The sequence below is a fragment of the Phormidium sp. CCY1219 genome, from assembly GCF_035615515.1.
Lineage (GTDB): Bacteria > Cyanobacteriota > Cyanobacteriia > Cyanobacteriales > Laspinemataceae > CCY1219.
Map to the genome: position 1 here is coordinate 1 of NZ_JAJENT010000920.1, position 13,468 is coordinate 13,468.

General features: G+C 52.7%; 12 protein-coding genes. 6 read left to right on the forward strand and 6 right to left on the reverse strand.

Annotated features, from left to right (window positions below):
- Nucleotides 1-129: 129 nt before the first annotated feature.
- Complete coding sequence (locus LKK83_RS30230) at nucleotides 130-1,869, reverse strand: peptidoglycan DD-metalloendopeptidase family protein (RefSeq protein WP_324635180.1); 1,740 nt, start codon at nucleotides 1,867-1,869, stop codon at nucleotides 130-132.
- 78 nt (nucleotides 1,870-1,947) lie between these two features.
- Nucleotides 1,948-2,808 (reverse strand): biotin--[acetyl-CoA-carboxylase] ligase, encoded by an 861-nt coding sequence (locus tag LKK83_RS30235; RefSeq protein ID WP_324635181.1) that lies wholly within the window; start codon nucleotides 2,806-2,808, stop codon nucleotides 1,948-1,950.
- A gap of 287 nt (nucleotides 2,809-3,095) precedes the next feature.
- On the opposite strand from LKK83_RS30235, the gene pgeF reads away from it, so the two are divergent.
- Nucleotides 3,096-3,884 (forward strand): peptidoglycan editing factor PgeF, encoded by a 789-nt coding sequence (gene pgeF / locus LKK83_RS30240; RefSeq protein ID WP_324635182.1) that lies wholly within the window; start codon nucleotides 3,096-3,098, stop codon nucleotides 3,882-3,884.
- Between the two features lie 637 nt (nucleotides 3,885-4,521).
- Here the strand turns inward: pgeF and LKK83_RS30245 are convergent.
- Entirely contained in the window at nucleotides 4,522-4,746 is a 225-nt protein-coding gene (locus LKK83_RS30245; RefSeq protein WP_324635183.1) for a hypothetical protein, read from the reverse strand.
- A 560-nt stretch (nucleotides 4,747-5,306) separates the two neighbouring features.
- Between LKK83_RS30245 and LKK83_RS30250 the strand changes: the two genes are divergently transcribed.
- The gene (locus LKK83_RS30250; protein WP_442957394.1) at nucleotides 5,307-5,915 is read left to right on the forward strand and encodes a CPP1-like family protein; all 609 of its coding nucleotides are present in this window, start codon (nucleotides 5,307-5,309) and stop codon (nucleotides 5,913-5,915) included.
- Between the two features lie 303 nt (nucleotides 5,916-6,218).
- Here LKK83_RS30250 and LKK83_RS30255 read toward each other — a convergent pair whose 3' ends face one another.
- Nucleotides 6,219-8,687 carry an ATP-dependent Clp protease ATP-binding subunit gene (locus LKK83_RS30255; RefSeq protein ID WP_324635185.1) on the reverse strand — a complete coding sequence of 823 codons (2,469 nt, stop codon included), beginning with the start codon at nucleotides 8,685-8,687 and terminating at the stop codon, nucleotides 6,219-6,221.
- A 140-nt stretch (nucleotides 8,688-8,827) separates the two neighbouring features.
- Here LKK83_RS30255 and LKK83_RS30260 point away from each other — a divergent pair, with 140 nt between their 5' ends.
- The 4 genes from LKK83_RS30260 to LKK83_RS30275 all read left to right on the forward strand — a co-directional run bounded on the left by LKK83_RS30260 (nucleotide 8,828) and on the right by LKK83_RS30275 (nucleotide 12,003).
- Complete coding sequence (locus tag LKK83_RS30260) at nucleotides 8,828-8,980, forward strand: hypothetical protein (protein ID WP_324635186.1); 153 nt, start codon at nucleotides 8,828-8,830, stop codon at nucleotides 8,978-8,980.
- Nucleotides 8,981-9,284: 304 nt separating this feature from the next.
- Nucleotides 9,285-9,413, forward strand: a complete 129-nt coding sequence (locus LKK83_RS30265) for a hypothetical protein (RefSeq protein WP_324635187.1) — start codon at nucleotides 9,285-9,287, stop codon at nucleotides 9,411-9,413.
- Between the two features lie 53 nt (nucleotides 9,414-9,466).
- Entirely contained in the window at nucleotides 9,467-11,221 is a 1,755-nt protein-coding gene (locus tag LKK83_RS30270) for a WD40 repeat domain-containing protein (RefSeq protein WP_324635188.1), read from the forward strand.
- 179 nt (nucleotides 11,222-11,400) lie between these two features.
- A complete protein-coding gene (locus LKK83_RS30275; protein WP_324635189.1) occupies nucleotides 11,401-12,003 on the forward strand; it encodes a hypothetical protein in 603 nt (200 codons plus the stop codon).
- 13 nt (nucleotides 12,004-12,016) lie between these two features.
- Here the strand turns inward: LKK83_RS30275 and LKK83_RS30280 are convergent, their stop codons facing one another.
- Nucleotides 12,017-12,481 (reverse strand): hypothetical protein, encoded by a 465-nt coding sequence (locus LKK83_RS30280; RefSeq protein ID WP_324635190.1) that lies wholly within the window; start codon nucleotides 12,479-12,481, stop codon nucleotides 12,017-12,019.
- Between the two features lie 733 nt (nucleotides 12,482-13,214).
- A partial coding sequence (locus tag LKK83_RS30285) for a hypothetical protein (protein ID WP_324635191.1) occupies nucleotides 13,215-13,468 on the reverse strand: 254 nt, incomplete at its 5' end.

The window sequence follows — 13,468 nt, forward strand, 5'->3', positions numbered from 1 at the left end:
TCGGCAATATTCCCATTATGAATAAGTATAGCAGAAATTTTTCCTTTTCGCCAGGGTTTTCTTTTTTTTGGGGCCGGGGGCAGGAGGGGAGCCGCGAAGCGACTGGGAGAGAGAGGCTTCGCGGGAGAACTAGGAACTGGGAGAGTCCACCTCCGGGGGAGGTTCCAGGTTAGCCGGAACAGAGATTTCGCGGGAAATGGGAAGCTCTGGCGAGGCAACCGGGGGAGGAGCGGGCACCTCCAAAGTCGTTGCCACCCGGGTGTTGGGGGAGAGGAAACTCTGCGGGGGTGGGGGTGCGGGCATATCCAGAGAAGGCAAAGTAGCCAAAGGGGAGCCTTCTGGAGTGGGAACTTCCGGAAGAGGTGCAGCCATTTCCAAAGACTGAATTAAAGTAGAGAGGGCGTATTCGAGTTGAGTGCCCGGATCCAGATTGACCCAGCCTTCGGGAGTCAGTTCGCGTAGTTCAAAGTGAAGGTGAGGGCCAGTGGAATTGCCGGTGCTGCCCAAGCGAGCGATCGCTTCTCCCTGCGCCACAAACTGACCCGGTTCCACGAGAATTTCCGACAGGTGAGCGTAGAGGGTTTCGGTGGTGGCATCCTCATGTTCGATAACCACAGTTTTGCCGTAACCGCCCAACCAATCAGCGATCGCCACCGTACCGGAATATGCCGCCAACACCGGGGTGCCCAACGGTGCGCCCAAATCCGTCCCACTATGGAATCGGCGATCGCCAAAAATCGGATGAACCCGCCAGCCAAACAACGAAGTAATCTGGGCCGGAATCGCCAAGGGAAAAATCATGCTCCTATCCCCATTTCCCGGACGACCCGCCGGACGAGACAGGCGTTTCAAATCGAAATTGCGCGCCGCCGCCTTGGTGCGAAAGTGAATCCCCCCATCACCCACCTGCACCGGCCCGACATTAATCGGTTCGAGTTCCTGCTTCACCGGCACTTCCGGAAGCGAAGCATAAGCGGGCGCGGGTTCCGGGGCATAAGGTTCCGGAGCAGCAACTGGCTCAGGAGACGGCGGTTGTGGCTGTCGGTAAAGATTTTGCTGTTGAGCCTCCAGAATTGAAGCGGGGGGCACTTCCTCCGACTCCCCATCATAAACATGCGCCTCACTGGGCACAGAAACATCTTGATGAGGCGCTTGGGGCGTCCAATCCTCTTGCGCCACTTCCCGAACCGGTGGCGGTGGAGGTGGTGCGGCGGGTACCCCGAGGGGATCCGGGTCAGCCTGGGGACGAGCAACCGTTTGAGCGGGGGTGGAATCTGTCGGCGGGTTGAGAGCAGGCGCTTCATTGGCAGAAACCGACGGTTCGCTTTCTGTAGCCCCGACGCTGTAATCCGTGCGATCGCGGTAGAGATTGTTTTGGTGAACCTCGCGCAAAGGAACAGCAGCATTAGCGCGGACCGGGGTAGTATCTGCTTCTGGCGGTGCGATGTCTCCCGGAGCGGCGATCGCCTCTGGTGCAGCACGGTCCTGATTCCGGGGTTTCCAAGGAGCCACCCCAGTAGAATCCATCGGATCCGGTACGGCGGCGGATGGCGACGCAGGGGGTTCCGTGGCATAGTCAGCCTCCGCTGCTGGCTCCAACTCCGCTGGCTGCAGATCCGCGCTCGCTTCCCGTAACGGCTGCAACTGTTGGGCGCTACCCGGGGATTGCAATCTGGGTTCGGCGGAGGGCGGCGGGGGTGCCACTTCGGCATCCCCAAACTCGTCGATCGCATCCAATGGTGTCTGGGCGCGAACTCCTTCCCCAGCAATAAATCCGAGGCTGGGAATCCAAACGACTCCCTGCAACAGCAAGGAGAACTGACAAACGATGCTCAACGGCGTGCGGACAAATTTAAGTTGCTGGCTCATCTCTCGCTTGCTTCTCATACAGTAAGGCTGATGAATGAATAACCCAACCTGGAGGTACCTTCCCCGAGGGCGGAGGAGTTAGACATCGGGCGGCGGATAACCCAAGCTGATTGTACCGGGTGGGAGGGCAATTTCTGAGGGAGAAGTACCAGGGGCGGCATTTTCGTCGCCCCTTGCCGATCGCGCGAGGCGAACCAGCAGTTCTCCAGTTTTGCTGACCCCGGCGATCGCTCCGGGAAACCCCTTCACCGTCACCGATTCTCCGAGACCCACCATCAATTGTCGGTACGATGGCAGCAAAGTCTCGACACCTTTCTCGATAAAGGTTTGGTATCCGGAGGTGATTCCGTGCAGGGTCAGGGCCGCCAACATTTCCAGGGAGTTTATCTCCGGGTTGGGGCGATCGGTGAGGAAGCGATACAGATTGATGCCCGTTTCTGGCACTGGGTTTTTCCAATTGATCCCCACTCCCACCACCGCTTGGGTAATCTTTCCCCGATTGATTTTAGTTTCGGTTAGAATACCACCCAGTTTGCGAGAGTGGAGCAATAAATCGTTAGGCCATTTGAGACAGACCGGAATTTGATAGGCGCGCAGGGTGGTGGCGATTCCCCAAGCACTGCACAGGGTGAGCAGGAGTGCATCGGCGACGGGGAGATTGGGGGTTAGGGCAATCGAAAGGTACAAACCGCCTGCAGGAGAATGCCACTGGCGTCCCCACTGTCCTTTGCCGGCGGTTTGGCGCTTCGCGATCGCCACCCATAAGGCAGGTTCCGCTACCTCGGCGATCGCCTCCCACAGGGTTTGATTGGTAGAGGCGAGTTCCTCGAAAATCTGGATCGAATAGCCAACAGATGGCGGCGCAAACCCAACGGGGGAAGGATTTGCGCCGTCGGCGTCGAAGGACTTTAAAATCTGTTCTAGGCGTTCTCGATTCAAGGGAAGAATAATGGGGTTTGTTTTGCCGATCGCCGCTTAGGTTAGCATAAATTGGGGGTCGCGTCGGCGAAAATTTGGGATTTTTTCCCGGGCTGGGTGTTTTACGGTACAATCCCTATGCCGCGATCGCTTACCCTCGTTGGCGGGAAACATTCCCCGGGGTGCGTTGTCTGGTTTCTCATCTGTTGTAAGTGATTCCTCCTCACTCTCCTAACCACTGTTCGCGTTTGGGGGGTTGCTCTCTGGCGCGAATGACAGACACTGATTATTTTTAGCGAGAATTAAACATGCATACTTGGCATTGGCATAGTTGGAATGGACTGCCCTATCTGAGTTGTAGTTTATTGTCACGGTGGCCTCACGGTTTTTTTACCCAGCAGTTTTGGCCCCGATCGCCCACGGAATTGGTGGAGGTCCTCCAACCCACGGCGCGGGTTTATCGCGTGACTCAAGTTCATGGCAATCGCGTGGTGAATACCCGAGAGATGTCGCCGGAGGTATCCTCGCCAGACGGGCAAGAGATTTTGCCTTCTAAACCCGATGCGGATGGGTTGCTGACTCACGAGGGCGATCGCGCGGTGTGGGTTTGCACGGCGGATTGCTCGCCGGTGCTGATTGCCGATCCGCAAACGGGTCAGGTGGCGGCAATTCATGCCGGGTGGCGGGGGACTGCTGCCCGCATCATCCCGGAGGCGATCGCGCAAATGCAAGCCCAAGGTAGTTCGTTGCCACAACTGCAGGTGGCGATCGGTCCGGCGATCGCAGGGGAGGTTTATCAAGTTCAAGACGATGTGGCGGCGCAAGTGTGCGGTACCATTGTAGAAACGGATACTCCCGAGCAGATTTTATCCGAGGTGCAACAGTTGCCTCATCCGCCAGTGTTAGCGGATGCAGAACCGGGGCGCGTGCGCTTGGACGTGCGCCGGGTGATTCAGTTGCAGTTGGCACAAATGGGCATTGCCAGGGATGCGATCGCGATCGCCCCCTATTGCACGTACCAAAACCCCGATCGCTTTTTTTCCTATCGTCGCGAAGCTCAGAAAAAGGTTCAGTGGTCGGGAATTGTCAGTCAGTGATGCATCGCACTGGCAACTGCGGTTGTGCGCTACCTGTTCTCCCAAGGGTTGTGCCAACCCCAGGTTATATCCCGCTACCCCCCAGGCGCACTCTCTCGGGTGTGGGTTTCCTATGAGATAAAGGAAAGGAGAAACCGGGTTTCTCGCTCTCGGAAATGGCTAAGCGGTAAATTCGCGATCGAGAAACCCGGTTTCTAACCGCTACACACCGATGCCCTCGCGCCCTGTTTCGCTCGAAAATTATATATAAATGAGTGAGAATAAATTGACGAGGGACACGGACTTTTAGTTTTGCTCTAGCTTCGATTCGGTGCTTCGGTGTTTTTTCTAACTTGGCAACTGCTACGTCCTACAAACTATATAGCGCCTCTCCAGGGTGACCGGCAATGCAATGACTATATTGCATTACGGTTCGGGGGCAGGATTGCGATCGCCGTTTTCATATCCCTCGAATTTCAAAGTGAGTCCGGTACTTCTGAGGCTTTAGGTGATAAGCAAAGCGATCGCCTTTTTTATCGTCAGCCTCCGGCAATCCACCGCTCGTAAATACTATATCCCATGATGGGTGGTTTACTATCAAAAACTGCGGCATTTTTTATAAAAAAAAGTTTAAATTAGCGGTAGCACCCTGCCCGGTTTATACCGTGGGGGAAAATAGAGGGATGGAGAGGTTAAATAGGCACAGGGGATTGGTTTGTGCTTCTCCTCCGAACGAGCGCGATCGCTTCGGTGACAAAATTGTGCTTGTGCATCCCGCGCCGAGGAGGATGGAGGAGGTGGGAGTTTTTGGCGATCGCCGGTCTTCGCAAGGGGTGGGGCGAAGGATAGAAATAAATGGCGAGATAGCGATCGCCCGAGGCAAAATGAGGGGTTAGCGAGGCATTGAGAGAGGTCAGTGCAAATTGTTAAAGCCTCTTGACAAAAAGCCCCAGCAATGGTATTTTATTTATTCAATTCAATTACCAGTTGTCAACTGAAAACCTACGAGCTAAAATAACTGAGGGGAAAGCTTGCTGAACTACAGCGTCGGCGAGGGATGCGCCGATGAGGAAAGCACCGGAATTAGACGGAAGCGGAACCCATGAGATTTGGGGAGTGACGAAAACGTTGAGAGGCCCTGGGGTGGTGGTTAAGCCTAAGCCAGCGATCGCCCGTAGAAGACGGACAAGGACTCGCGTTATTCTAATAACAGAACAAGTGGCATAATTTTTTCTATGCTATCTATTATCAGGAGGCATCCCCGAGCAAGTCCGCCGTTAAAGCCCGATTTTCTTGCTGAATGTCGGCACAAAATACGAGGTTTGGGTCTACAAGTCCTTATGGTTTATCTTTATCAGGCCAATTTAGAACATGAGTAAGGCGGGGACTTGTGGAAGGGTTTGTGTTAATGGTAACTTAAAAATCGAGGTGGAAGAAAATCTGATGAGCGAACTGAGTTCTTACGAGCAACTTGGGGTATCGGAAAATGCGACATTTGAGGAAATTCAACAAGCGCGCCAACGCTTGAGCGACGAATACAGCGGCGATCGCAAGCAACTCGATCGCATTGAAGCCGCTTATGACGAGATTCTCATGCAGCGGCTGCGAGCGCGTCAAGAAGGGAAAATCAAAGTCCCCGAACGGATCCGCTTTGCCGAACGAGAAGTCCGCAGTGCGCCGCCGTCGCCTCCCGCCCCACCGAAAGAGGCTCCCGCATGGTTGCAAGGATTGCTAGACACCCCCTCGCAAGCCGAGATTCTGTGGCCGGCAGGCACATTTTTTGCCTTAAGCGCCCTCAGTCTGATCCAACCGGCATCCGCATCATTAGCCTTAGCCGTGGGGGTTGGATTTAGCCTTTATTTTATCAATCGCAAGGAGAACAAATTTGGTCGGGCGGTGACCATTACCCTCGTCACCTTAATTGTCGGCTTATTGTTGGGAACCCCAATCGCAAGCTGGCTAACGGCCCTTGGCGTGCAGTTACCCACAGAAGGTTTAGCGGCGAGTTTTGCCTTCTTCATTCTGTGGTTGGCGAACAGCTTTTTGCGGTAATTGCAAATCCAGTAGATGGCGTTTGAAAAAGCCCCGCATCCCTTTATGGGTGGGGCTGCATTTTTTTTGACCGCCTGTGCGGGGTGATTGAATTTGGAGCTAAGTGGGTGCGTGAAGCCCCTTGGGGATTGAGTTATCCCAGGGGGGATGGGGTGGGTGGCGTCACGCACCCTATGGGGGAATTGGGGATTAAAAAACGGTAGAGAGGGACAAACTCTCTACCGTTTTGATTTGGATTTAAACCCGTGGTGGGGTTAATGGGGAAGGGGACAGGATAAATGCGTGCCCCTTGATTCGGGAAGTCTACTCAATGGTGGGGGAGAGCAATTCGCGCTGTTCTCCCGGGCCGACGGTGACTTGACCTTCCTCATTCACATCCACCAAAGCGGTTTCGCCTTCTTGGATGCGACCGGAGAGGATTTCTTCGGCGAGGCTATCTTCGAGCAAGCGCATGATGGCGCGACGTAACGGACGAGCGCCGTAGCTGGGGTTGTAGCCTTCTTCCACGAGACGTTCTTTGAATCGTTCGGTGACTTCGAGGGTAATGCCTTTTTCGGTCAGCCGGCTGAAGACTTCGCGCAGCATGATTTCGGCGATTTCCTTGACCTCTTCCTTGGTGAGTTGACGGAAGACGATGATTTCATCGAGACGGTTGAGGAATTCGGGACGGAAATACTGCTTGAGTTCTTCGTTGACCAAATTGCGGATGCGGTTGTATTGAGCGTCTGCTTGGTCTTCAGCAAACTCGAATCCGAGTCCGCCGCCACCTTTTTCGATGACCTTGGAACCGATGTTGGAGGTCATAATCAGCAAGGTGTTTTTGAAGTCCACCGTGCGACCTTTGGCATCGGTGAGGCGACCGTCTTCTAAGATTTGCAGGAGCATGTTGAAGACGTCGGGGTGAGCCTTTTCGATTTCGTCGAACAGGACCACGGTGTAGGGACGACGGCGCACGGCTTCAGTGAGCTGACCGCCTTCGTTGTAGCCCACATAACCCGGAGGGGAGCCGATGAGTTTGGAGACGGTGTGGCGCTCCATGAACTCGGACATATCCAGACGAATCATCGCCTCTTCGGAACCGAAGAAGTAGCTGGCCAAGGATTTGGTCAGTTCGGTTTTACCGACCCCAGTCGGACCGGAGAAGACGAAGCTGGCGATCGGGCGGTTGGGGTTTTTCAAGCCGACGCGGGCGCGACGAATGGCGCGAGAGACGGCTTTGACGGCTTCTTCTTGACCGATGAGACGCTGGTGCAGGGTATCTTCCATGTGCAGCAGCTTCTCGGATTCGGATTCGGTGAGCTTGTTGACGGGGACGCCGGTCCAGCTTGCGACAATTTGGGCGATGTCTTCTTCGGAGACCACGGGGGAGAGGTCGCTATCGGCGGATCCGCTCTTTTTGTTGCTAGCGATCGCGCGGATTTCGGATTTGATTTCCATTTCGCGATCGCGCAGTTCCCCGGCGCGGTCGAAGTCTTGCGATCGCACGGCGTCGTCTTTTTCTTTAAGCACTTCGCGCAGTTCTTTATCCAATTCCTTGGCGGCGGGGGGCAATTGCGAGTTAATCAAGCGGACGCGAGATCCGGCTTCGTCGATTAAGTCGATCGCCTTATCGGGCAAGTAGCGATCGCTGATATAGCGATCGGATAGCTTCGCCGCTGCATCCAGGGCCTCGTCGGAGATTTTCAGCTTGTGATGTTGCTCGTAGCGATCGCGCAAGCCAAACAGAATTTCGATGGTTTCTTCCACACTGGGTTCGCCCACCATCACCGGTTGGAAGCGGCGCTCTAATGCGGCATCCCGTTCGATGTGCTTGCGATATTCATCCAGGGTGGTGGCCCCGATGCACTGCAATTCACCCCGGGCTAAGGCCGGTTTGAGGATGTTGGCGGCGTCGATCGCCCCTTCTGCAGCACCGGCTCCGATTAAGGTGTGAACCTCATCGATCACCAGGATGACATTCCGCGCCGAGCGGATTTCATCCATAATTTTCTTGAGCCGTTCTTCAAATTCGCCGCGATATTTGGTGCCGGCCACCAATAAGCCGATATCCAAGGTCACGACCCGCTTTTCTTCTAAAATATCCGGCACGTCGTTATTGGCAATCCGCTGCGCCAATCCTTCGGCGATCGCGGTTTTCCCGACTCCCGGTTCGCCAATCAATACCGGATTGTTTTTGGTTCGCCGACCCAAAATCTGGATGACCCGTTCGATTTCTTTCTGACGCCCCACCACCGGATCCAACTTGCCTTCCGCTGCCATTTGAGTTAGGTTGGCACCGAATTCGTCCAGAGTGGGGGTTTTGGTGCGGGCATTCCCCGGTCCGGCGGTCACCTCTGCGGTTTCTCCCAACATCCGAATCACTTGGGTGCGAACCTTAGAAAGGTCTACCCCGAGGTTTTCCAACACTCGCGCTGCTACGCCTTCGCCTTCGCGAATCAGACCCAGCAACAGGTGTTCGGTGCCGATGTAGTTGTGACCGAGTTGACGTGCTTCTTCTAGAGACAGCTCTAGAACCCTCTTGGCCCGAGGCGTGAACGGAATTTCCACCGCCACGAAACCGGAACCGCGACCGATAATTTTTTCAACCTCAATCCTGGCGTCTTTGAGGTTGACTCCCATTGACTTGAGAACTTTTGCTGCAACTCCAGTCCCTTCCCCGATCAGACCCAATAAGATCTGTTCGGTACCGACGAAGTTATGTCCCAGTCGGCGAGCTTCCTCCTGGGCCAGCATAATGACTTTAATAGCTTTTTCTGTGAAGCGTTCAAACATGGCTTATTCCCATTACCGACACTTATGGCGCGTAAGAACCTGCTTTTATTACCCCGCGTGAGGAAACACAACAAGCAGCGATTTTTCCTGGAATTGTGTTTTTCAGGTCCATCTAGAATGCTTGGGATTTCCCCAGATTGATGGTTTTAAAGCACCAGAAAAGCCGCAAAGCTTTTTTGTTTACCGAGTCCGTACCGTCTGGCTCTAACACTGCCGCACCATCGGGTTTGAGTTTAAGTGGTGATGAGCGCGTGCGCCGCGATCGCCCACCCCGATATCAGTGGAAAGGTTAATACCCACGGGGGTTTTAACCCTTAACCTTTTGGCTTGGGAGTTACTCCCTCGAACATCGCTGGTACTTTGAACTTTAGCATAGCAAAACTCTTCGTTTTCGTGCCACTAGCCGCGAATGTGGAAATTACGCTACAGTTTGCCTCAGTCAGGTTGCCTGCTTGCCCTTCTTTGCCCGGAGGCAAGACCAATCAGGGCGAACCTTTGCCATCCCTGTGGCGGCTACTTCCTGGCAATACACCGCAGCACTGGTCAGAGGTTGGGTGGGGGTGATTTGTTGTCCCTGTAACCTTGATGTTGTTATGAATGATGCTGTTACTTGCCTCGGCGATCGCGATCGCAGCCCTCGATAACGGCGCTGTGGATCTTCGCCCCACTTGCCCTTCATCCCCTGGCTCGCATACCATTGCCACGAAGTTCAATATGTATTATTAAATACACAGCGCCAAACGCGCAATTGAAACGGCCAAGCAAACCGATCCCAATGTATGCCATTGATGGACTGGACAACTCCACTGAAATTCTTACAAGCCGATTTCCACAAACGGCTCAAAAAGCAAAAGTCAATCGAACCGACTTTGCTCAATTCCGATATTCGCGGTTGCCACAGTGAAATGATGGAGGTCTTTGGCGAAAAATTAGACAAAATTTTGCAGCGCTGTCAGGAAGAAGCGGCGGAACTAGCGGAATACCCGCCGCCAATTGCGGACAACTACGACGAGGACGACTACTCTTTCGAGGAAAAATACGAGTTTGAAGTCGGGGAGTATTTCCTGCGCGAGCAATTGATGGATCTGCTGATGAGCGCGCGTTTCGGACGGTTGCTTAAGAAGGTCAAACCGCTTTATCCCGATATCGAATTCGACGATGAAGGCAATTTGCGAAATGCAAGCAAATTTACCTATTACCTGGTAGCCAATCCGGCGCTCCGCATTCAAGTCAATGTCTGTGATGGCGAAAGCTTTAACAGCTTTAAAAATGACAAGGTGATTTGGTCGGTGACGCCGGAGGATGTGGAAAATCATCGGGCGATCGTGTTTGTGGCTCTGTTTTGGCTCTCTTGTACCCCCAAAGGGTCGCAAAAGGACAGCATTTTGGTGGGCTTTCTCCCCACGGATCTCCTCGAGTTTAGCGGCCCGAAAATTAACTTGGGACCGGCTGATTTCCTTTATGCTGGGGGTCTTAAAGGGTATTTGGAATCCCTCATCCTCCCGCCTACAAACGCGAAATCCCCGGTGCAACAGCGGGTGATTGCCCCCCCAAGCAGCACTTCGAGCCATTCCTCACCCCTGGCACAGGCGGCTTCTTCCTGGGAGTGCGCCCATACCCTGAAGGCGAAAGGGGCAATTAATTGTCTGGCGATCGCTCCTGACGGCTATACCCTTGCTAGTGGTAGCTGCGGCGAAACTCATCTGTGGAATTTAGACAAGGGGGAGTTTCTCTGCACCCTGGCGGAACATCCTTGGGTGGAATCCTGGAAAGTGGATGAAATCACTTCCCTTTCTTTTAGCCCCGATGGCTCTACTCTGGCAACGGGAAACTTGAATGCTTTGGTGACGCTATGGCATATCGGCGCGCGAGAAATGATTCATATCTTCCCAGAACATGAGGCAAGAGTGCGCGGAGTGACGTTTAGTCCGGAAGGTCGTCATCTGGCAAGTGGAGGGGACGATCGCAAGATTCGCTTGTGGGATTTGCATGAGGGGGATACCTACAATACCATCCCTTGGCTGACCGGTGCGGCTCATAGTCTGGCGTTTAGTCCAGATGGTCAATTGCTCGCCTCTGGCAGCTATCGAAAGGTGAAGGTCTGGGCACTCATTACCCCGGAGTGGAGCGATCTGCTGGATGGCCGATTGGTAAAAACGATGACGGGACATTCCCATGTGGTGGGCGCTGTGGCGTTTACCCCCGATAGTCAGGTGTTGATTACTGGCAGTGCGGATAAGACGATTAAATTGTGGCATCCGCGCACGGGAAAACCTCTGGGTACTCTCCAGGGCCATGAAGATGCGGTGCATTCTCTGGCGGTTAGCCCCGCTGGGGAGTGGTTGGCAAGTGCTAGCGCCGATCGCACGGTGAAGTTGTGGCATCTGCCCCGTCAGGAATTGCTGGCGACTTTTGAGGGCCACGCAGATGCGGTGACGGCGGTGGCATTTAACCCCAATGGCGATCGCATTATTAGTGGCAGTCAGGATAAAACTATCAAAATCTGGCAGTGGAATGCCCAATCGGATAATTAATTCCCGCTGAATGAATGTCCCTCGGCGCGAATAGTAACGATTGGGGGTTGGGTAGGGTTCGGATGAGTGGGGTTGACCCGAGAGTTCCGAGAAGCTGCAAGCAGCTTTTTTTGACTCTTTCTTCTCCGAGTCTCGTCCGTTTACCCAACTCTATTTTCGTTCTACCATTTCTAAAAATTATGCCTCGATTTAAAACTGTTTTGCCTCTGGTTTGTCTGCTGTTGGCGGCTTGTTCTGAAGGTCCGAATGTGGCGACTCAATCTGAGCCTTCTGCGGCGAATACTGCATCGGTTCGCGAGGAATCTCTCTCGTCTTCTAATGGGAAATCGGGAGAGAGTGCATCGCCAATCCCCAATCCGATTTTTGCGCCAATTTTGCCTAGGCTGAAGCAAGAAACTCAGGTGCCGATTTTATTACCGGATTATGTTTTTGGCGGCGATGGCGCAACTGAGATTTACGCGATTTTAGAAACGGCAAATCGCGATCGCTATCAAGTGATTTTGGGTTATACCCCGGATTGCAATGGCGGAACGGCTTGTCGGTTGGGTGCGATTTCGGGTGAAGCGATCGCCCCGGATTCTCCGCCTTTGTCCGGAAAGCCAGTCCGTCTCGATAATGGCATCACAGGTTATTTTGTAGCAGCGGTTTGTGGCGCAAATTGCTCGGATGCAACCCTGACTTGGGAACAAAATAATGCCCGCTATACAGTGGGCATTAAGGCTGGAAAAGGCGAAAAATTGGTGAAAATGGCCAATTCCGCAATCGCGAGCGGTCGCTTCTAAGCGCCGCGATCGCTCACGATACTGCGCGATCGAGAGGGTCTTGGCTGGCGGCAAGATCCTCTACTTTTTGCCCCACGGTATTCTCTAAATCCAATGTCCATTTCTTGAACGCTAATTTCTGAAATTTTTGGCTAAACTGCCAGAACAGTTGTCGGGTAGTATTAATCGTTTTATTCACGAAATTCCACCCAAATCCCCTCGCATGGGGACGCTTCTTTTCTTCTTGAAGCTGTGGCATTGAAGTTAAAGATAACCACAACAGCTTCGACCCTTTCAAGCTATCGATTAACGGCATGTTTTTTTTCGCGATTTTCACCCTCTTCTGGAAACTTTTTACCGGCTTTTTCTTCTTTAATATGCCGATTTTGGCTTTCGATATGACCTCGGCATCTGCGGGTTCTGTTGGTAAAACTAATTGCGTCGGTAAGGCAATCATTAATGTGACTAAAATGACCAATATGCACCTTGATAGCGCCATAATTAAGTTTTTCTCTCCCATATTACTAGCAGCGATCGCAAATAGGATTTATTAATTCGCGCTAGGCATTTCCCCTGCTCGTTTCTCCAGGCTTTCTTTCACCGACTGGCGATGTTCGCCTCTGTGTTCGCTACCACCCGTCCCCTTACTGCTGAATACTCAACCGGGGCGACGCTTTGCAGGCATTTCTACCCTTTTGACATCACGGGGGCGTGAGAAAAGTCGTTTCCCTAACTCCTACCGTATTTCAGCTTGCTGGTTCCTCTCCTTCTGACCCGTTGCACGTTCAACTCTTTTCCTTTCTCCAACGTTCACTTAAGTGTGAAATAAAAGTGAGACTCGTCAGTAATTTGACATTTTCATCTTCTATTTCACCCTTTCCGCTTTCCAACGTTGGGTTTCACTTTGCTTCACCCCTAATTAACTTTTATGGAGGTGCAACGTGGCTTTACGCCCAGACTAACTCTTCAACCTACATCGGTAGGCTTGACGATTCACACGCACAAAAGACCTATCCGGCAGCCTAGAGAAACACTGCCCGAATTTCAATCCCTTAATTTTATCTTACACCTTAATCTGCACAATGTCATTCGGTTTTCAAAACTTTTTTGAAAACTTTTCTGATTTTTGTCATCCGCTCTAATTATTTATGGCAGAAATTTTCCCCGGTCTTGTATTGCATATTAATTATTTAATATCAACAATTACAGCTAAGTAATGACCCACCCCACTTTCAAAAGCCGACTGTGTTGCCCCCCAAATGTAAAGTTAAATTAAGCAAATGGGGGGTATTACCCCTTATCGTGCTAGAGTAGTTCCAGTAGATGCACCCTAATGGCAACGCCCGCTTTCCCAGTGGGCGTTTTTTTATGGAGAGGAACGCGATCGCGAAGCTCTGAAAATCCGTAGAAGCCAGATGCAGCAGTTGAATTTCGCCGCAATGTAAAAAAATGTTAAGCAAGTGTGGGGTATTACCCTTTATCGTGC